19 protein-coding genes, 1 tRNA gene and 2 pseudogenes are annotated in these 18,012 nt (G+C 69.9%); 11 read left to right on the top strand and 11 right to left on the bottom strand.

Translation table 11 applies throughout. The annotated features are described in order from the left end of the window. Positions 1-267: 267 nt before the first annotated feature. Positions 268-705, bottom strand: coding sequence for a DUF3592 domain-containing protein (locus AB5J51_RS37655; RefSeq protein ID WP_166663248.1), 438 nt, complete (start codon positions 703-705; stop codon positions 268-270). Positions 706-1,431: 726 nt separating this feature from the next. Continuing rightward, positions 1,432-1,755 carry a hypothetical protein gene (locus tag AB5J51_RS37650; RefSeq protein ID WP_369779811.1) on the bottom strand — a complete coding sequence of 108 codons (324 nt, stop codon included), beginning with the start codon at positions 1,753-1,755 and terminating at the stop codon, positions 1,432-1,434. 173 nt (positions 1,756-1,928) lie between these two features. Here AB5J51_RS37650 and AB5J51_RS37645 point away from each other — a divergent pair. Then, positions 1,929-2,002, top strand: a tRNA-Met gene (locus AB5J51_RS37645). A 277-nt stretch (positions 2,003-2,279) separates the two neighbouring features. Here the strand turns inward: AB5J51_RS37645 and AB5J51_RS37640 are convergent. Then, positions 2,280-2,861, bottom strand: a complete 582-nt coding sequence (locus AB5J51_RS37640) for a TetR/AcrR family transcriptional regulator (protein WP_369779810.1) — start codon at positions 2,859-2,861, stop codon at positions 2,280-2,282. A gap of 57 nt (positions 2,862-2,918) precedes the next feature. Here AB5J51_RS37640 and AB5J51_RS37635 point away from each other — a divergent pair, with 57 nt between their 5' ends. Both AB5J51_RS37635 and AB5J51_RS37630 read left to right on the top strand, forming a co-directional pair. Beyond that, the gene (locus AB5J51_RS37635; RefSeq protein WP_369779809.1) at positions 2,919-3,398 is read left to right on the top strand and encodes an SRPBCC family protein; all 480 of its coding nucleotides are present in this window, start codon (positions 2,919-2,921) and stop codon (positions 3,396-3,398) included. A 512-nt stretch (positions 3,399-3,910) separates the two neighbouring features. Continuing rightward, positions 3,911-4,339, top strand: a complete 429-nt coding sequence (locus tag AB5J51_RS37630; protein ID WP_369779808.1) for a hypothetical protein — start codon at positions 3,911-3,913, stop codon at positions 4,337-4,339. Between the two features lie 390 nt (positions 4,340-4,729). On the opposite strand, the pseudogene AB5J51_RS37625 reads toward AB5J51_RS37630, so the two are convergent. Next, positions 4,730-5,101: pseudogene (locus tag AB5J51_RS37625) on the bottom strand (ATP-binding protein); the annotation flags it as partial. 402 nt (positions 5,102-5,503) lie between these two features. Between AB5J51_RS37625 and AB5J51_RS37620 the strand changes: the two are divergent. The 5 genes from AB5J51_RS37620 (at position 5,504) to AB5J51_RS37600 (ending at position 8,024) form a co-directional block, all read left to right on the top strand. Next, positions 5,504-5,719: a DUF6243 family protein gene (locus tag AB5J51_RS37620; protein ID WP_199828193.1), complete on the top strand. Its 216-nt coding sequence runs from the start codon at positions 5,504-5,506 to the stop codon at positions 5,717-5,719. A 202-nt stretch (positions 5,720-5,921) separates the two neighbouring features. Continuing rightward, positions 5,922-6,737 carry a TIGR01458 family HAD-type hydrolase gene (locus AB5J51_RS37615; protein ID WP_369779807.1) on the top strand — a complete coding sequence of 272 codons (816 nt, stop codon included), beginning with the start codon at positions 5,922-5,924 and terminating at the stop codon, positions 6,735-6,737. A gap of 509 nt (positions 6,738-7,246) precedes the next feature. Beyond that, entirely contained in the window at positions 7,247-7,510 is a 264-nt protein-coding gene (locus AB5J51_RS37610; protein ID WP_369779806.1) for a DUF6233 domain-containing protein, read from the top strand. Between the two features lie 23 nt (positions 7,511-7,533). After that, positions 7,534-7,743 (top strand): hypothetical protein, encoded by a 210-nt coding sequence (locus AB5J51_RS37605; RefSeq protein WP_369779805.1) that lies wholly within the window; start codon positions 7,534-7,536, stop codon positions 7,741-7,743. Between the two features lie 44 nt (positions 7,744-7,787). Further along, positions 7,788-8,024 carry a hypothetical protein gene (locus AB5J51_RS37600; protein ID WP_136224060.1) on the top strand — a complete coding sequence of 79 codons (237 nt, stop codon included), beginning with the start codon at positions 7,788-7,790 and terminating at the stop codon, positions 8,022-8,024. Between the two features lie 399 nt (positions 8,025-8,423). Here the strand turns inward: AB5J51_RS37600 and AB5J51_RS37595 are convergent, their stop codons facing one another. The 3 genes and pseudogenes from AB5J51_RS37595 to AB5J51_RS37585 all read right to left on the bottom strand — a co-directional run. Next, positions 8,424-8,585 carry a hypothetical protein gene (locus AB5J51_RS37595; RefSeq protein WP_159047393.1) on the bottom strand — a complete coding sequence of 54 codons (162 nt, stop codon included), beginning with the start codon at positions 8,583-8,585 and terminating at the stop codon, positions 8,424-8,426. 520 nt (positions 8,586-9,105) lie between these two features. Then, on the bottom strand, positions 9,106-10,341 hold the full coding sequence (locus tag AB5J51_RS37590) for a cytochrome P450 (RefSeq protein WP_369779804.1): 1,236 nt from the start codon (positions 10,339-10,341) through the stop codon (positions 9,106-9,108). A 161-nt stretch (positions 10,342-10,502) separates the two neighbouring features. Beyond that, a pseudogene (locus tag AB5J51_RS37585) lies at positions 10,503-10,649 on the bottom strand (XRE family transcriptional regulator); the annotation flags it as partial. 87 nt (positions 10,650-10,736) lie between these two features. Between AB5J51_RS37585 and AB5J51_RS37580 the strand changes: the two are divergent. Continuing rightward, positions 10,737-12,101, top strand: coding sequence for a glutamate decarboxylase (locus tag AB5J51_RS37580; RefSeq protein ID WP_369780377.1), 1,365 nt, complete (start codon positions 10,737-10,739; stop codon positions 12,099-12,101). Positions 12,102-12,162: 61 nt separating this feature from the next. On the opposite strand, the gene AB5J51_RS37575 is transcribed toward AB5J51_RS37580, so the two are convergent. The 3 genes from AB5J51_RS37575 to AB5J51_RS37565 all read right to left on the bottom strand — a co-directional run bounded on the left by AB5J51_RS37575 (position 12,163) and on the right by AB5J51_RS37565 (position 14,347). Next, the gene (locus AB5J51_RS37575) at positions 12,163-12,306 is read right to left on the bottom strand and encodes a hypothetical protein (protein ID WP_369779803.1); all 144 of its coding nucleotides are present in this window, start codon (positions 12,304-12,306) and stop codon (positions 12,163-12,165) included. Between the two features lie 320 nt (positions 12,307-12,626). Beyond that, complete coding sequence (locus AB5J51_RS37570; RefSeq protein ID WP_369779802.1) at positions 12,627-13,031, bottom strand: cupin domain-containing protein; 405 nt, start codon at positions 13,029-13,031, stop codon at positions 12,627-12,629. 464 nt (positions 13,032-13,495) lie between these two features. Next, on the bottom strand, positions 13,496-14,347 hold the full coding sequence (locus AB5J51_RS37565; protein ID WP_369779801.1) for an SDR family NAD(P)-dependent oxidoreductase: 852 nt from the start codon (positions 14,345-14,347) through the stop codon (positions 13,496-13,498). Between the two features lie 104 nt (positions 14,348-14,451). Here AB5J51_RS37565 and AB5J51_RS37560 point away from each other — a divergent pair, with 104 nt between their 5' ends. Then, positions 14,452-15,063: a CGNR zinc finger domain-containing protein gene (locus AB5J51_RS37560; RefSeq protein WP_053790649.1), complete on the top strand. Its 612-nt coding sequence runs from the start codon at positions 14,452-14,454 to the stop codon at positions 15,061-15,063. Positions 15,064-16,391: 1,328 nt separating this feature from the next. Further along, the gene (locus AB5J51_RS37555) at positions 16,392-16,943 is read left to right on the top strand and encodes a hypothetical protein (RefSeq protein ID WP_369779800.1); all 552 of its coding nucleotides are present in this window, start codon (positions 16,392-16,394) and stop codon (positions 16,941-16,943) included. A 239-nt stretch (positions 16,944-17,182) separates the two neighbouring features. Here the strand turns inward: AB5J51_RS37555 and AB5J51_RS37550 are convergent, their stop codons facing one another. Beyond that, positions 17,183-17,920, bottom strand: a complete 738-nt coding sequence (locus AB5J51_RS37550; RefSeq protein WP_369779799.1) for a VOC family protein — start codon at positions 17,918-17,920, stop codon at positions 17,183-17,185. Between the last annotated feature and the right edge of the window lie 92 nt (positions 17,921-18,012).

Genomic DNA, 18,012 nt, shown 5'->3' with positions numbered 1-18,012 from the left:
CGGGCCGGATTCCTCGAGGTCCGTGGCCCCGACAGAGCCGAACAACGAGAATGTTCACAGTTCCTGGCCGGACGCGACCAGCGGGCCACCACCGTCTTGGTGAAGACCGCAGCCTTCGTGGTCGCGCGCTGCCCGGCCCTGCTCCTTAGCCGGATGACGGATGCGTGGTGGAAGGCGATGGCGCCGGCGGGTGTTCAGGAACGCAAGGCCGGGCATGGGGCCCTCGCCCGGCGTTTCCCCGAGCCGCCCTGACTGGGCAGAGGGCGCCTACGCGTACAGCGCCCCGACGCCGAACCCGAGCCCGATCACCGTGAAGAGCGCGCCGACTCCGACGAAGACCCACCACAGGCCGTTGCCTCCGGCCGGAAGTATCCACCGGGAGGGATGCGCGGGGTCGTAGCGGACCTCGACCCGGGTCCCGGCGGCGGGAGTCCTGTTGAGCGGGCGTGCCACGCCCGACGTGGTCTCCATGGCACGGCCGTCCGCCGTGGTCCAGGCGACGACCGGCGCATACGCCGTGGTCCCGGTGCTCCGGATGGTGATCGAGCCGTCCGAGCCCCCGCCCTCCATCCGCATCGCCTCGAGGCGGATCACAACCCCCTGGGCCCGCACGCCGTCACGCAGCAGACGCCGGGTCTCCCGGACCTTGCGGTACGACGCCGCACCGAGCACGGCACCCGGCAGGGCAAAGGCGAAGGAAAGCATCCACAGAACAGAAGACGGCGACATGAGACCTGTTTCGGTTCGGAAGCGGGGGCACGAGGCCCGGTGCACGACCGACCCGCGCAATGCGCAAGCCCCCGCACCCTCGGTTCTACTACTACCCGTCAGGACGCCTGTGCACCAGTTTCGGTTTCGCAGCTCCCGTGCGAGAGCAGGGCGCGACCGACCCACCCGGGGCCGTCACGGGTCCGCTTCTGTCCGACGACGGCGCTGCACCGCCGGGTACCGCGGCGCTGATCGAGGCGTCGGTCCTGGAGCAGGCGCGTTCCGTCCATACCGCAAACCGATACGCCGGACCCGACGGCCGTGCGCCCGGCTCGGTCAGCCGGTAGGACCGGGGAGGCCCAGTGCCGCGAGGAAGCCGGCCAGTTCGGCGTTGAAGCCGGCCGAGGCTCCATATTCGGGTGGGGCGGCGTTGCGGGGATGGAGGGCAGCGGGCGGCGTGGGTCCAGCCGCAGACCGGGCAGGGAGGGCGTGTGCGAACAGCTCCAACGTCGGGTGGAGTTGGGCCCGGACCAAGCGTGGTCCCGGGCAACCGTGCGGCCTGCCGATATACCGTCGTCGCACAGGGCGCCAGCGGCGCGCAGTGCGGCCAACGGCGCGTCCGCGGTCGTGGCGGCAGTTGCTCGGCCGTCTCGGCCAGGAGGGCGGCCGGCTGTTCGGGCAGCGGGCCCGGCGGCGTGCCGGGCCCCCGGCGAGGAGTTGTCGTCAGGCCGGACTCTCGTGCGCCTGGCCTTCCCCCGGGGTCTCGCCGAACAGACTGACGCCCTTCTCGGCGGCGAGGGCTTGTAGTTTCTCGACGTCGTCGGCGGGGACGCACACGAACGCCCGCAGGCCCCCGTCGCCGCGGCGCAGGATGTAGCTGGCGAGGCTGTCGGTCATTCGCTTGCCGTCCTGGTCGTAGAAGATCCATCGGACGCGTACGAGGTAGATCGTGGCGCTGAGGTGTTCATGGCTCAGGCGCTCGAATCCGACGGAGGCCAGGCCGAGCCTGCGGTAGAGGGGGTAGGACTGTTCCAGCCCTCTGGCCATGGGCTTCCCGGGATTCCAGGACGCCCGCGCCCTGCTTTCCGAAAGCGTGCACCGCCTCGAAACGCGCGCCGCTCCACGAGACCGCCGTCACCCCGGAGGAACCCGACGGCTGGCACCCTGCGGGAAAACTGGTCGAACAGCACCCGGCGGTGCCGTAGGGTGGGGTTCACCGACGCGGGGTGGAGCAGCTCGGTAGCTCGCTGGGCTCATAACCCAGAGGTCGCAGGTTCAAATCCTGTCCCCGCTACTACACCGGAAGGGCCCGGATCCTGAATTGGATCCGGGCCTTTCTGCCGTGTCGGAGCGCTCTGGGTGGGAGGGCCGTTCAAGCATCCGGTCCGCCACCGCCAGACACCACGGATGGCCACCACCGGGCCTGTTCCCGCCCCGCCCCCACGCCATCCTCAAACAGCCTGGCGAACGCCCCATCGACAGACCCGTGAGGCCTCCACCCACACCGGCTCAGCCCGCAACACCCCACCCGTACGGGCAAATGCCCCGAACCGAGCTTTCTGCAACGCCGTTCAGCCGAGCAGGGCGGCCGCGGACTCCTCGGCGAGGTCCTCGGCGTGCGGGGGCAGCGGGTTCCCCGACCGCAGGGGGCGGCGGACCACGCCGAGCGGCAGGTCGATCAGGGCCAGGGCGATCCGGTCCCGGCCCTCGGGCCCGGTCAGGCCGAAGGCCGCGCCGAGCATGCCGAGTCGGGCGAACACCCGCTCGTTGCCTCGATCTGCGCGTTCCCGGTGCTCCTCGGACCAGCCGGACCGGCCGAACTCCTCGGCGCCGTACAGGAGCAGCGCCGCCTCCCGCGGGTGGGCCCGGCTCCAGGCCACGACGTGTCGGGCGCCGGCGCGGGCGGCCCTGCGGGGGTCGGGATCGCCGTCGAGGGCGGCGAGGTAGCCCTCTTGGAAGTACTCGACGGTACGCAGCCACACCTCGGCGAGGAGCGCAGGGCGCCCCGGGAAACGGTGGTAGACGGATCCGCTGGGCGCTCCGACGGCCTGGGCGACGGCGGACATGGTGACTGCGGCCGGGCCGCCATTGGCTGCGAGGAGGACGGCGGCGTCGAGGAGCTCGTCGGCGTCGAAGCGGGGTGGTCTCGGCATGAATCAGAGAGTACTCTCCAATTCAATTAGAGGTTACTCTCCAATTGAAGGAGCTCCATGCCCGTCCACAACGTCCACGAACGCCTGCTGCCGATGAGCGCGGCCGAGGCCGGCGCCCTCCTGGACTCCCTTTCCGACGGGCCGGCCGACCGGCTCTGGCCGCACCGGACCTGGTCCCCCATGGAGTTCGACCGTCCGCTGTCCGCAGGCGCGAAAGGCGGACACGGCCCGGTCCGCTACACGGTCGCCGCGTACGCCCCGGGGACCTGGGTCCGGTTCACCTTCAGCGGTCCTCGCGGCTTCCACGGCTTTCACGAGTACGCCGTGCTGCCGGTCGACGACGAGCGCACGGTGCTGCGGCACACCTTGTCCATGCGGGTCACCGGAATCGCCCGGCTGAGCTGGCCGCTGGCCTACCGCTGGCTGCACGACGCACTGCTGGAGGACAGCCTCGACCGTGCCGAGCGCCCGGCCCGGCGCGCCCGCTGGTCCCCGTACGTCCGGCTGCTCATGGCCATCGCCCCCAAGGAACAGTGACGGACCAGGACCCCCGCTCCCGGCAAGGCGCGAGAGACACGACCCGTTACTGCGACCGGCAACGCACCGGGGGGGACGTCCGGGCGGTTCCCCGATCGGAGGACACGTGGTTCTGCCACCCGGCCCGGCCGCGCGGCGCGCAGCGCGACGGATGGGCGCCCGGGTCGATCTTGACACTGCGACGAGGCCTTCACTGCCTGGCAGGGAAGGTGGCCGCGGTGATCATCCGACCGCCGAACTGGACGCGGCGCGCACTCCCCAGGGCCGGCGGGCAGCAGCGCTGCGGCCGGCCCTGGCGGCCAGGTCGGCCGCGGGCGTCCGCTGGAGTACGGAGGATCAGGCATGCATACCCCGTTGACCACGACCAAGCCTCCCACCATCCCCAGCGGCCGCGGGCCGGCCCCCACCGCATGGGGACGGGGGTGTACTGTGACGAATGCTTGAACATGTTCATTTTCAAGATCGCCCGGTACTCTCGGAGCGAGCAGGGGGAATGCGCAGTGGTGCGGAAGATGACGGGCAGGCGGACCCTGTGCGTCGCGGGGTACGCGACAACAGCCCAGTACGCGGCCATCGGCATCGTCCTGATCGGACTGTCCCTCGTCACCGAGGGGCCGCCCATCGAGCGCAGCGACTGGCTTTACTCGCTGGTGTGGCTCGCCTTCCTCAGCGCCGTCCTGGGGCTGCTCCAAGCCGTGCTGTTCGCCACTCCGACGGCCTTGATCGGCGAAGCCCTGGCCCGGCGGCTGCCAGGCAGCCGGATTCTGTGGCATCTGGCACCCGTCCCCATCCTGCCTCTCATCCCGGCCGCCGTCGCCTACTCCTTCGACGGCGCGGCCTGGCAGTGGTGGGCCTACCTGACCCTGCTGGGTTGTGTCCCCGCTCTGGCAGCGGGGCGGGTTCGGGTCCCGGCCGCCCTGTTCGCCTCCTGGGAGACCTAGATCGCGTACCGCGCCCGAACGATCCCGGCCGGATCCCCAGGCACCTCTGCGTCGGCCCTGCCGAACTCCGCCTGGACCGAGTCGGGCCAGGCTGGTCAGCTGCGCCAGGAGCGGATGCGGTCGGCGGCGTCGTACGCGTCCCCGCCCGGCGTCGATGTCGCGGGCCAGGTCAATGAGCGCACCGTACGGGGCGTCGGTCGCGGCCAGGGCGCGGGCGACGTCCAGGAGCCGGTACGCCGGCGCGGGGCTGATACCGAACTCCGCGTCGCAGAACGACGCCCAGCCGGTGTAGCCGAGCGGCACCCCGCCCTCGCCCGCTTCTTCACTCTGACACGTGAGGCCCTGGGCCGATCGGCAATCGCCCGGACCGCCCAGAGCGAGCGACACCCCTCACATCTTGACGGCCTCTGCGATCTGCAGGGCGGCCTGGGCGGGCGTGAGGTGCGTGGTGTCGACGACCTCGGCCTCGGCGTGCAGCCACGTGCGGGCCGCCTCGGCGTAGGGATCAAGGTATTGGAGACGGAATGGGGAGTTGGGGCCAAGAACAGTGTCGCCCGCGATACGCGCGCGGAGGGTGTCCTGGTCGGCATGGAGAACGAAGTGCCGGACCGGAATGGCATGTTCGGCAAGGCCCGAGCTGATCTCGCGCCAGTACCCCTCGACCAGGACGGTCATGGGCATTACCAGGGTGCCGCCGGTGTAGTCGAGGGCGCGGCGGGCGGTCTCGACCACGAGCGGCCGCCACGGCGGCCAGTGCCGAAAGTAGCCTTCACTCCCCCTCGCGGAACGGCTTGACATCAGCCTTGGGAAGTCCCGTAACGCCGGGGCGCAAGTGAGATCTCATAACGTCAGTGTGCTCGCAACACTGACGACGCCCACGGGCCCATCCGGACCTGCCCAGGGCGGGTGGCGACGACCACCGGCGGGCGCTGGCGGTGCCGAGATTCCCCGAAGGGAAGGCTGACCCCGGGCACTCGCCGAAGGCCCGGCCGACGCCGGCGCGGCGACAGGTTGGTGTGCGGGGCCTACGGAACCGGGTAACGTCTTCCAGAAGCCGATTTACGAGTGAGAGCGTGATGGGCCCCTGCTGACGTCCTTCGACGTCGCCGCCCGTCCCCCACCGATGAATCCGTAGATCACTTCGCATGATTACCGGGAGAACCCGTGACCGTGAGTAAGAACATAAACAACCCCGTGGGCATGGGCGGCGGCCAGCGCAAGAGGTTGTCCCGCGCCGAACGGCAGAACAACGGTCCGCACCGAAATCTCGACCGCCAAGGTGCGGCCGACCAGAAGGCGGAGCTGGTGCGCAAGATGCGCGAGAAGGCAGGCTCAGCTGAGGGCGCCGGGCAGGCGGGCGACGACTCCGCACAGAGCTGACGCACCGCCGCCCGCAGCACGGCACCGCACGGAGCAGGGCCCGGACCGCGACGCGCGGTCCGGGCCCTGCTGCCGTACCGGGCGCGGCCGCCCCGCTCTCGGCCGACCACCCGGGGCTGCCGCATCTAAAGCAACGGCATTTGCCGCCTCACCGCCCGGGACCGGCCCACCGCGGCGCAGCCCCTGGGCTACCGTCGGTTCCATGGAGCGAATCCGAGCGGTCCTGATCGACATCGACGGCGTCCTCACGGTCTCCTGGAAGGCCCTGCCCGGGACGGTCGGCGCCATGGAGCAGCTGCGTGCGGCCGGCCTGCGCATCGCGCTGGTCACCAACAACACCTCCCGCACCCGGGCCTCCATCGCCACGCGCCTGGCCGACCTCGGCTTCCCCGTCGATGCCGCGGACATCCTGACCGCTCCGGCCGCCACGGCGGCGTACCTGCGCGAAAACTTTCCGCGCGCCCGCTGCCTCCTGCTCAACAGCGGTGACGTACGGGGCGACCTGCCGGGAGTCACCCTCGTCGACGAGGGGGACGTCGACGTGGTCGTGCTCGGCGGCGCCGGCCCAGAGTTCGGCTACGAGGCCCTCAACCGCGCCTTCCGGCAACTGCAGCGCGGAGCACGGCTGGTGTCCATGCACCGCAATCTGTACTGGCGCACCGAAGGCGGCCTCGACCTGGACACGGGGGCCTTCCTCGAGGGGCTCGAGAAGGCATCGCGCACCGAGGCGGAGGTGACGGGCAAACCGGCGCCCGCGTTCTTCGCGAGCGCCCTCGCCCACCTGGACGCCGATGCGTCCGAAGCTCTGATGGTCGGCGACGACATCGAGTCGGACGTGCTGGCCGCCCAGCGGTCCGGCGTCACCGGCGTACTGGTGAGGACGGGCAAGTACCTCCCCGAGACGCACCGGGCCGCCTCCGGGACCCCGGACCACGTCCTCGACTCCTTCGCCGATCTGCCCACCCTGCTCGGCGCCGGTTCCGGTTCCGGTTCCGGCAGAAGCAGACCCGGGATGTAGCCAGTGAGCACGGCGGTTCCGGGACGGTCCGCCGCCCAATCCCGATGCCGGTCTTCGCCCGCTCCTCCCCCGCACCCATATCGGAAGGGGGGACGCCTGGGAGTCGCCTGGCGATGGTGATGAGGAATGAGGCTGTCGTTCCTGGAACCCCTGTGCACGGCGTCCGGGCCCACGAGGTGGTGGTGGCATCCTGGCACCACAGCGCCGTCCGGCTGGGCCACCGGCTGGACGCCTGGGCACGGCGCACCCACTGGAGCGCGAAGGTGGACCGGCTGCGACAGCGCGTACAAGCGGAAGAAGTAGCGGTGCGGCCCGTGCCCGGGCGGCGGCATAGGCCCCCAGCCCGGCCCTCCGAACCCGTTCGGCCAGGACGCCCCGCCGTGCGGTCCTGCCCCCCTCCACGCCGCCGGTCCACGAATCGATGCACGTGACGAGCCAGTGCAGGAAGGTGGGACCCGGCGCGTCCTGGTGCCGCCTCGAGTCTCGAGCGGCTCAGTTTCCTGGAGCGGGTGCCGGACGGCGATCTCGAGCGGACCTGCGGCTGGATTGCCGCGGAGGAGTGGTACCGAGGCCGTACGTCGGCCGCCCGCGTCGCCGCCGGACTGGCTGATCGAGCACGGCATCGGCGTCGGCCGCCGCGCCCCAGTCCGCGTCCACATACCTCGTCACGCTGCCGGCCCGCCGACCGGGACACGGCCCGGCGTGCCCTCGCCGAGGGCGTCGGGGCCTGCACGCAGTGCCGACCGGACACCGCACTTGACGTGCTGGATTGACCAGGTGGCCGCACCCTGGAGGTATGGCCGACAGCGTGTACATCGTCGTCCACCCGCTCGCCGGAGACGGCCGGTCCGTCGTGGCGCACGTGCACGCCGAAGACCGGGCCCTGGGCGTAGCGCACAGCTTCACCGGTGTGCTCGAGCTGCTCCGCGCGGCCGGCTTGGAGACGGCGGACGGCTGGCCCCCGATCCGCTGGCTCGGCGGGGGCCCGGAAGAGTGGAGCGAGTGAATGCTCCGGATGCCGTGCCGGGACGTCGGCAGCAGGCTGGAGCCATGGACCATGCGCCGATCCTCGTGCACCGGATCGCCCCGACCGGCGGTCGGCGGGTCGTGATCCGAATCCGCGGCGTCGACACCGTCCTCGGCGTCGCCTTTTCCGACCAGGACCTGATCGAGTTCCTGCGGCGCCTCGACGTCCCCGGCCCAGAGGACCTCGTACTCGGCGACTCCGAGGTCATCGCCTGGCAAGGCGGGAAGCCGCATGTGTACGAGGAGCGCGACGACGTCTAAGCGCGCAACCCTCCCGGGGGAGGACAGGGAGTGACGCCGGCCCGAGATGGTCCGGTGGATCACCGTAGACCGCACGCGCCGTCGTCGGAGCGATCCGGATACGGCGCGATCCAAGCACCACCTGCGGCTCCGTCCCGGGCGTGCAGTCCTCGGCCGAGGCGGTGATCGCCTCCATCGGCCGAGCGCCGCGAGCAGAACCAACGATGTGGCTCCGCGTTCAGCAGCGTTTCCTGGCGGATCCGCCAGCAGCATAAGGAACGATCAGCCGGCGTCGCTGCTTGGCATCGATGCGTCCGATGCGTTCGCAGTCCCTGTGGTGGCGGATGGCGAGGACGCCGTCTCCCCAACGAGGCGAAGGTGGGTAGGGGCGCTTCTCCGGCGAGGCATCGAGCCTCCCTCCTAGCCCAGGTCCTCACGCTCCCAGCGGGCCAGGATCTCGGCCACGCGCGGGTACCGCTCGAGGAACTCCTCGTCGCTCAGATCCGCGCCGGCTCCTGTCAGCACCGCACCCGCGGCTGAGCCGTTGGGCAGCGTCATCACTTCTGTGTGGAACTCGCTCACGAGACCTCCAGCGATCGTGCGGCCGAGGCGATCACAATCCGCCGGGGAGGCACCGCGCGTCAACCCTTGCGGAGGAATTCATTCCGGAGAGCGCATAACCTCAGGACTTACCAGGCCGTTGCCCGCTCGATGTGCATCGAACTTGTTCTCGAACACGGTGCCTGCGCTCCCTGGACCATGAGTATCCGTACGGCCCGCGCATGCGGGTCGCAGAGGCCGGCGGAACCGGGCAGCACAAGCGGGACCGGGGGATCTGAAGCCGCCGTAGATCAGCAGCGGCCGTCCGCCCTCGGCGGCGGTCTGCGCCGCCGGCTCGCCGAGCTGGGTGGTGCGTGCCGCGCTGGTGTAGGCGTCGAGGTGAACCTGCAGGATGGGGACCCTTCCCTCTCGGTGTTCGTCGGGCATACGAGATCGCATGGCGTCGCGGCCCTGGCGGCCGTTCGTACGGGATCGTGAACCGGGTTGATTCCAGAAGCTGTTGGGGCAGTGGCCAGTAGCTGCCGCGGTTGGAATCAATCGCTCACCAGGTCACGTGCAGGGTCTCGGGCGAACGGTGGATGAGGGTGGGGCGCATGGATGGCAGCGGGCGGCGTGGGTCCAGCCGCAGACCGGGCAGGGCGTGCGAGAACAACTCCAACGTCAGGCGGAGTTGGGCCCGGGCCAGGCGGGATCCCGGGCAACTGTGCGGCCCGTGACCGAAAGCGAGGTGTCGCCGGTCCATGGGACGGCGGATGTCGAACCGGTCGGCCCGCGCGTGTCGGTGCTCGTCGCGGTTGGCGGAGGCGTAGGCCACGAGCACGGTGGCCCCGGCCGGCAGCTTCGTCCCGCCCAGTGTCACGGGCCGCGTCGTGACCCTCCGGAAGCCCTGGATGGCCGTGTCGAAGCGAGCGCATTCCTCCACGGCGGCGGCGATCAGCGTCGGATCGGAACACAGCAGGAGCCACTGCTCCCGGTCGGTGAGCAAGTGCAGGAGGGCGGTGGAGATGAGCGCGCTCGTCGTCAGGAAGCCGGCGATCAGCAGGTTCTGCAGATTGGCCACGAGCTCGTGACGCTGTTCGAGTGTCAACTCCCGTTCTCCGGGGGCCAAAGCGGCCACGAGGTCCGAGCACAGGTCCTCACGGGGGCGTGCCCGGCGGTCGCGGACGTAGCCGTCCAGCAAGTGCTGGAGCGCCACGACGTCCTCCGCGGCGGCCGCCTGCTCGGGTGGCGGCAGCGGGCGGAAGAACAGCTCCTCGGCGCGGTAGCCGCCGTGCACCGCCGAAGGGACATCGGCGGGATCCAGTCCGATGAGCCGCCCGATGACCAGCCCCGGCAGCCGCCGGGCGTACGCCTCCACCAGCTCGGCCGAGCCGTCGTCGGCGAAGGCGTCCACCAGCTCGCGCGCCCGCTCTCGCGCGTACGGCATCAGCGCCGCGATCCGGCCGGAGGACAGGCCCCGGTTCAACGGGGCCCGGTAGCGCAGGTGGGCGGCGCCGTCCGAGGAGACCACGGTCGGCCGCGGCCCGAAACCTCGCGGGAGGACGCCCAGCGCAGCCTCCGACAGCGGGACGTCCGGCAATAACGCGTTCGCGGAGGAGAAGTCCTCGGCGCGCCGCAGGACTTCCCGTACATCACCCTCGCGCGCGACCAACCAGGCGTCGACCTCTGGTATCCAGGTCAGCCCCTCGGCTCGGCGGGCGAGGGCGTAGCGGGAGTAGGGATCGCGGTAGAACGCGTCCCGAAGCGCTTGCTCCGCTTGCTCGTGCCCTGCTGACACACAGTCTCCGTCTCGCGGCCGCGGCCGGGAGTTCCCGGTGCACCGGGAATCCTGCCCGACCCCCGGCCCGATCGATAGAGCGCGTCGGGACGTCCGGCAGTGGTCGCGCCCGTGGTGGGTGTGGCGGAGGGCCCAGTCGTCTCGGGGGGCTGGAGGTGTTTGTCGAACAGACGCTGGGTGTAGGCGGCGGGGAGGCGGACGGTGAGGCGGCGGACGCGGCCGTCGTCGGTGGTGCCGACGGATGCGGTGTGGCCGAACCGGGCCCGCGTCTCGACCGTGCTGCCGGTGCGGGTGGCGGGCGCGCGCCTGGCCCGTTTGTGACGGTGTTGCTGCCCGCGCCGGCCGCGCGGTGTGTCTCTCGACCGCGGCAGGCTCCGGCGCTGTTGAATCGGGGCATGACCAAGCGCGACGACTCGGCTCTGTTCGGCAACCGATTCCTGACGGTCCCTGCCCCCTCGGAGACCTTCCCCGAGGAAGGCATGGCCTCGACGGACGCGATGAGGCTCGTGGATGTGGATCTCGCCATGGAGGGCGACCCGCAGCGCAACCTAGCCACGTTCGTCACCACCTGGATGGAGCCGGAGGCCCAACGGCTGATCGCCGAGAACCTTCACCGCAATTTCATCGACCATGCGGAGTACCCCATTTCCGCGGAGATCGAGCAGCGCTGCGTGCGCATGCTCGCGGACCTCTTCCACGCGCCCGGCAGGACGACCGGATGTCGGACCCAGGGCTCATCCGAGGCAATCATGCTCGGCGCGCTTTCGTTGAAGTGGAAGTGGCGCGAGCGCCGCCAGGCGGCCGGCCTTTCGATCGACCGGCCCAACCTGGTTTTCGGGGGTGACGTCCACGTCGTGTGGGAGAAGTTCTGCCGCTACTTCGACGTCGAGCCGCGGATCGTGCCGCTTGCCGAGGACAAGTACACGATCGGCCCGGAGGACGTGGAGCCCCGCCTCGACGAGAACACGATCGGCGTCGTCGCCGTCCTCGGCACCACGTTCACCGGCCACAAGGACGATGTCGTCGGGATCGACAAGCTCCTGCGGGACGTACGCAAAAAGCGGGACCTCGACATTCCGATCCATGTCGACGGCGCCAGCGGCGCATTCGTCTGGCCCTTCCTCTACCCGGACTCGAAATGGGACTTCCGGCTTGAGCAGGTCCGTTCGATCAACGTCTCGGGACACAAATACGGACTGGTCTATCCCGGCATCGGATGGCTGGTCTTCCGCGAAGAGGCCGACCTCGCCAAGGACCTCGTCTTCTACGAGAACTACCTGGGCAAGACCGACGCGACGTTCACACTGAACTTCTCCACCGGTGCGTCGATGGTGCTCGCGCAGTACTACAACTTCGTGCGGCTCGGTCGCCAGGGCTACACCTACGTCATGAAGACGCTGCAGGAGAACGCCCACGCACTGGCGGACAACCTGCGCAGCACCGGCCGCTTCGAAGTGATCGGGAGCGACCTTGAGCAGCTGCCGCTGGTCGCTTTCCGTCTCGCCGGCAAGCATTCCTACGACGAGTCCGACATCGCCTGGCAGCTCTCGGCCGAACGGGGCTGGATGGTGCCGGCATACACCCTCCCGCCCAACGCGGAACGGGTGAAGATCCTGCGCGCCCTGGTCAAAGAGACCCTGAGCCGCGAACAGATCAACCGCCTGACCGAGGACATCGCCGACGCATGCCGCACGCTGGACGACAAGGGAGCGGCCCACAGCATCGAGCGGACCCAGGTCAAGCGCGGCACCGGCTACTGACGTTCTGTGACGGAGCAGTCTTCCGAACGACCGGCAACAGCGACCCGTGCCGTTACCCGTCCTACGCAGTCAGGAGCAGGACCGGGGCAATACCGTCGTCACGCAGCGCGCCAGCGGCCGTCCGGCCTACCCGGGCAGCGATCCGCTCCAGCACACCGGCGCCGCGCAGCGCGGCCAATGGCGCGTCCGCGGCAGTGGCGGTCAACTGCTCGACCGTGCCGGCATGCGGCAGGCCTCAGTGCTGCAGGGGACGGACACGGTGTGTTCGGCATGGCTGCTGAAACCAGTGCAGTTGGGTACCGGTTCCCCGCGGCCGCGGCCCGCGCCACGGCGCGTCCCGCTGCGTTGCCTACTGCCGAGGGCGTGGTAGCAGCCCGCGTCGATCGCCACGAATCTCGACGGGGGCGGTGCGGTTGGTGCGCGAGACGTGCGGTAACTGCTGTTCGACAAACGCACCAGGTCCGGGAAACGGTCCTGCGCCATCGAACCCAACCGCTCATCTGGAAGGCGGGTCGACGCCGCCGCTCAGCCGGCCCCGACGGGCAGCGGCCCGACACGGGAGGCCAGCCAGACCGGGAGATCCAGCGGCCGGACGCCCTCTTGTTCCTCCGGGTCGGTGCGCGCGACCAAGCACACCATGTCCTCAGCACCGGTGTTGACGGGCATGTGGGGCGTGTCCGCGGGGATGTGGATGTAGTCTCCGGCGCGCAGTACAGCGTGTTCGGTCAGGTCTTGGCCGTGCCAGACCTCGACCTGCCCGGACTGGATGAAAATGGCCGACTCGTGCCCCTCATGCAGGTGAGGACGCCCCCGTGTCCCGGCCGGCATCACCAACCGGTGCAGAGGCAACCGCTCCGCCCCCGCCGACTGAGCACTGATCCCCGCCCCGAACATGCCGCCCTGGATGCCTTCGTACGTGCCGGTCCGCACGACCGTGCACTGCTTTTGAGCGGACGCCCGCCGCGCGAACCGCGCCCCCGCCTGTTGCGGACCCGGTCCGCGGGTATGGGGATGGTGGCTTGATACCGCGTCTGCGCAGGTAGGAGCGGTTGCTGCGGGAGTCGTACGCCTCTCGGCCCGCACCTGGTCCGGGCGCTTGCGCGGCCTGCCGAGCCCGATCCGGGGAACCCGAATCGCTTCCGGCGCGGGCTCGAACTGCTGACGTGCTCGCGCTGGTCGGCGGCGGGCGTCCGTGGTGAAGAAGCCCGCCCCGTCGGCTGAGGCGGGCTCCGGGTTCCGCTGCGCTCCCCGCGGGGCCGCTCCTACGATCCGTGACCGGGCGCTACGCAGTGAGATCGCGGGAGGGGCTTCGCCCAGACCTACCGGTCATGGCCGGGCGGCGAGGAGCGCCGGGCCGCCTCCGCCATGACCGTGTTCGAGGCGAGATTCGCGGCTTACTGCCTGTCGACGGCGTCGGTCACACGCTGCCAACCGTCCAGGTCTGCGATCCGTGCCTCCAAAGCGGGGCGCATGCCCGTCGCGCTGGAGGCGCCAAGGGCCAAGCGCAGCGGAGGGTTGGGGTCGTCGACGGCGGTCCGGATGCCTGCGGCGATCCGCGCCGCGGCGGAGAACGCGGACGCCGGCAGCTCTCCGATGCCCTTCTGAACCTCGCGGACGGTCTGGTCGTAGTCGCCCAGGCCGGCTGCGACATCGAGGTTGGCAAGGAAGGGGGTCGCGGTCAGCCCGGGCTGGATGATCGTGACCTTGATGCCGAGCGGTGCGACCTCGGCCGAGAGTGCGTCCGACAGCCCTTCGACCGCGTGCTTGGTGGCGGCCAGCAGACCCACGCCGGGATGGGCGGACTGACCGTAGACCGACGAGCCCTGGAGGATGTGCCCGGACCGCTGGGCGCGGAGCACCGGCAGCGTTGCGCGGAGCACGTTGAGCACTCCGAAGACATTGGTGTCGAACACGGCACGGACCTGCGCGTCGGAGGCCTCCTCAACGGCTCCGAACAGTCCGTATCCCGCATTGTTGGCCACCACGTCGATACGGCCGAAGCGTGCGAGCGTGCCTTCCACCGCGTCCCGGACGGCTTGCTCGTCACGTACGTCCGCCTGGATGCGGAGCAGGCGCTCACCGTGCGCTTCCGCCAGTTCGTCCAGGGAGGAGGTGTCGCGGGCGAGAGCCGAGACGGCATCGCCGTTCTCCAGTGCCTGGAGCGTCAGTTCGCGGCCGATGCCGGACGTCGCGCCGGTGATCAGCCATGTGCGGAGGTGGGTCTGAGGGTTCGATGTTCGGTTCATGTTGCGACCGTAAGCGGTTAGCTCGCAACGCGTCAACCTAGATCGACTGAAAGGTTGCTCGCTAGCTTGATTAGTACCCGCTCACGCTGATGTAGTGTGGGAGGATGATCACTGCGGGAGCCGGATCCCCCAAACCCAGCCCACGCACCGTCACGCCGACGGTGGAGACCGTTCTCGCGTTCGTGAACACGCGCGCGGACGGATCGGGTCGCCGAGAGTTGTTCGGTGACGGGGACTCGTTCGCGGCGTGGCTGGCGGAGCGCGACGAGTTCGGCGGCGAAACCGTGGCGACCGACGCTGACGCCGCGGTCGCACGCGAGCTGCGTGATGCCCTGGTGACTGTGCTGCTCGCGCACTCGGGCGATGAGGAAAGCCTGGGTGAGCCGCTGCTGCGTGCCGAGCGGCACCTGCGACGCGTGGGTTCGCTCTACCCGCTGGCGACGGTGGTCACGGCCGGCGGCGTGGAGCTGGCCTCCCCACAGGCGGGGGTGCCGCGTGTGTTCGGAACCGTACTGGCTGCGGTGACGACGTTTGCGCAGAGCAGCGACTGGGGGCGCATCAAGGCGTGCCGGAACCCCCCATGCCATTTCGGTTTCTTCGACCGCACCCGCAACGGGGCTGGGCTGTACTGCAGTACAGGCTGCGGCTCTCAGGTGTCCATGCGCAAACACCGCCAGCGGCAGCGCCGTGGCAGTGATGCGCCGCCCGAAGCCTGAGACCGCCCTTCCAACGAGGAGGGTGATCATCCTCACCGGGCAAGGGCAAGGAGCAGACCCCTGACCCGGCCGGCATCTACCGGGTACTCCCCGAGCGTCCTGCTGTGCGCGGGCCGAGACCGGAGGCCTCCGCTGCAGTCGCTTGTCCGCCCCGTCGCCGTCCGAGGCGCCGTCGTCCGTGGCGTCGTCGTCGGTCACCGTGTCCTAGGCAGGACCGAGACCGTCCTCAAGAATCGTCTCCGGACGGATGTCCTCGGCAGGACCGTCCTCGGCAGGACCGAGACCTTCCTCAAGGATCCTCTCCGGACGGATGTCCTCGGCAGGACCGTCCTCGGCAGGGTCGTCGGCGACCGGGGCCATGCTCACCACGGCCGATGGGGCCGCCATCGCCGTCGTGGCAGGGAGGACGGCACCTCCCGCGGCTGCCGCGGCCACCATCGCCACGATACTCAGACGGACGGACCGCTTCCGGGTCATGCGAGACATGGGCTTCCTCCCATTGGCAGTGATTCGGCGCCTTGTGCGCCCGGCGCCTCCGCTCCTCCCGGGGATTCCGGTGAGGCCGCACTTCCAGTAGGCCGGAGTCACCCGCCAAGGTCATGCTCCGACATCTCGGGGCTTGACACCGCCGGCTCACGGGTCCGCGCAGCGGGCCCGGTCGCCCGCCTGTTGGGCAGCAAGCAGCGGCATCAGATCGCGGACCGGAAACGGCGGCGATCGCCATGCCACGTTCGGGCTCCGTTGGGGTCAAGGCAGCGCGGACAGCGCCGCCGGGCTCCATAAGTCCGCTGCCAATGACCGGCCGACCGGCCACTAGCGCCGGGCCCCGTGAGCTGGTTGACGCGGTTGGAGCGGTCTGCCGCCCTTCTGGCGGCCGTGAGGGCAATTGCCGTTGTCGACTTCACCGGGAAATCGATCACACAGGTCAACAGCGAGCAGGCCCTGACCCGCGAAGGACGGACCTCGGCGGCAAGGACTCCGAAGATGTGCGTCCGGGTGGCGTCTACGCCCTCCAACGCATCATGAAGGACTCCCCTGATCAACAACCCAGACCGCCACGAAGACTTGCCGCTCCAGCAACCACTGGATCAGCACCACGAAGCGCGGGCAGGACGCGACGCTGGAGCGTCTCCGCGCCGACCGGCAACTCGAAGAGGCTCTCACCCACGGGCCCCGATCTGCTCCACCTCGCCCAAGCGTTCGGGCTCGACGAGAAGACCGCATTGCGCTACGCCGACTCCGCGCGGGCCTGCTGGAGCAAGCTGCCGAGCAGAAGCACCAGTGAAACCTGTTCGACCGGGGCCCGAGATTGAAGCGAACATAGGCGCATGCCGTCGCCCGAAGCCGAAGCAGCAGCCAGCGAACTACAGGACCGCGCCACTCTCTGGAACGTGGGCGAGATCCCCGCAAGCGATGTCGTCAGCGCTGCCTGTGATGCGCTCGTCGCCGGCCTGGACAGCCCCGGACTTCGGGTGCTGGCAGCCTGCACACGCGCTGAGGCGGACTACGACGTGCACGACTTGCTCCCCGGAGCGCTCGATGAGCTCGGCCTCATCCTCTATCCGGCCGCCGGCGAGGCCGGCCAAGAAGCCGCCGCGCGAGCGCTCGCCCGACGCATGCTGGCCGGCGGGCTGAAGCCTTGGGAGCTCACTTTCCGGATCAACCAGCTCTACGGGCATGAGCTGCCCCTGACGGCACGGCTCGCCGAACTCGATGACGAGTACGGCTTCCTCGAATTCGGCGGCGACCAGGCGGTAGCTCAGATCGATGCTGAGGTCACAGTAGAAGCCCGCCGCCTCGCCGCAGTCCACCCCCGCGTTCCCGCCGAACCCGCGGGCGTCCCCCCGATGCACACGGACCGACCCGCGAGTTCCCACTGAACAAGCGTCGGTTTCCCTGAACCCGCGGGGCTCCACGGGCTTGAGACTGGTAGGCCCGCATGTACAGGAGTCGCGTACTCCCACCTACTGCGGCCCGCACACGATCATGCCGCCGGAGGACCCGCTCCCCCCGGTATGCGACAAGAAGCCCTACCTCCCCGGTGGAGTGACCGGGGAGCGGCAGGGTCTGGCCCCGCACATGATCGATGGATCTAGCCGGCCCGAGCCGTTGCCCAGGGTCAGCGAGGGGTGAGGAGGCAGAACTCGTTGCCTTCCGTGTCGGCCAGGACCGTCCAGTGGATGGCGGACTGGTCGATGCCGGGGTCGGCGGCTCCCAGGGCGCGCAGTCGGGCTGCCTCTGCTTCCAGATCGTCACCGGGGTAGGGGCAGATGTCGAGGTGGACGCGGTTCCACCCGCTCTTGGTGTCGGGATTACGGAGGAATTCCAGGTAGGGGCCGACGCCTTTGGCGGAGCGCATGGTCGCGTGGTCGTCGGTGACCTCGTGCAGCGTCCAGTCCATCGCCCCGCCCCAGAACCGGGCCATCTCTCGTGGGTCGGTGCAGTCGACCACCACCGCGGCGATCGGCCCGGTGTCCCGGTAGACCGGGCGGGGCTCCAGGACGCAGAACTCGTTTCCCTCCGGATCGGCCATGACCGTCCACGGGACGTCGCCCTGACCCACGTCGGCGACGGTCGCGCCGAGATCCTTCAGGCGTGCCACCAACTCCGTCTGATGAGCGGTCGAGGTGGTGGCCAGATCAAGGTGCACCCGGTTCTTGACCGTTTTGGGTTCCGGGCGGGCGATGATGTCGATACAGACGGCCACAGGGTCGGGGGAGGCGAATCCCAAGGGTTCGAGGTTGGTCACGCCGGGTCCCTCGCTGTCGACACCCCAGCCGAGTGCCTCCGCCCAGAACCGGCCGAGCGCGGAGTCGTCCTGGGCCTTCATATTGATCTGCACAAGTCGTGTTGCCATGCTGCAGATCCTAAGAGCTGCGGTTGACCCGGACCGCCGCGATCCGACATGCGCTCGACCCGGTATTGACCGTGGTCGCCCTCGTCGAGACC

This window comes from Streptomyces sp. R33, from assembly GCF_041200175.1.
In the GTDB taxonomy this organism is placed as follows: Bacteria; Actinomycetota; Actinomycetes; order Streptomycetales; family Streptomycetaceae; genus Streptomyces; species Streptomyces katrae_B.
The sequence above is the reverse complement of the archived record's forward strand: the minus strand, read 5'-3'. Positions and strand labels throughout refer to the sequence as shown.

Bases quoted from the DNA above. Each gene is read 5' to 3' on its own strand.
- AB5J51_RS37655 (WP_166663248.1), bottom strand. From the start codon at position 705: ATGCTTTCCTTCGCCTTTGCCCTGCCGGGTGCCGTGCTCGGTGCGGCG.
- AB5J51_RS37650 (WP_369779811.1), bottom strand. From the start codon at position 1,755: ATGGCCAGAGGGCTGGAACAGTCCTACCCCCTCTACCGCAGGCTCGGC.
- AB5J51_RS37640 (WP_369779810.1), bottom strand. From the start codon at position 2,861: ATGCCGAGACCACCCCGCTTCGACGCCGACGAGCTCCTCGACGCCGCC.
- AB5J51_RS37635 (WP_369779809.1), top strand. From the start codon at position 2,919: ATGCCCGTCCACAACGTCCACGAACGCCTGCTGCCGATGAGCGCGGCC.
- AB5J51_RS37630 (WP_369779808.1), top strand. From the start codon at position 3,911: ATGACGGGCAGGCGGACCCTGTGCGTCGCGGGGTACGCGACAACAGCC.
- AB5J51_RS37615 (WP_369779807.1), top strand. From the start codon at position 5,922: ATGGAGCGAATCCGAGCGGTCCTGATCGACATCGACGGCGTCCTCACG.
- AB5J51_RS37605 (WP_369779805.1), top strand. From the start codon at position 7,534: ATGGCCGACAGCGTGTACATCGTCGTCCACCCGCTCGCCGGAGACGGC.
- AB5J51_RS37600 (WP_136224060.1), top strand. From the start codon at position 7,788: ATGGACCATGCGCCGATCCTCGTGCACCGGATCGCCCCGACCGGCGGT.
- AB5J51_RS37580 (WP_369780377.1), top strand. From the start codon at position 10,737: ATGACCAAGCGCGACGACTCGGCTCTGTTCGGCAACCGATTCCTGACG.
- AB5J51_RS37565 (WP_369779801.1), bottom strand. From the start codon at position 14,347: ATGAACCGAACATCGAACCCTCAGACCCACCTCCGCACATGGCTGATC.
- AB5J51_RS37560 (WP_053790649.1), top strand. From the start codon at position 14,452: ATGATCACTGCGGGAGCCGGATCCCCCAAACCCAGCCCACGCACCGTC.
- AB5J51_RS37555 (WP_369779800.1), top strand. From the start codon at position 16,392: ATGCCGTCGCCCGAAGCCGAAGCAGCAGCCAGCGAACTACAGGACCGC.
- AB5J51_RS37550 (WP_369779799.1), bottom strand. From the start codon at position 17,920: ATGGCAACACGACTTGTGCAGATCAATATGAAGGCCCAGGACGACTCC.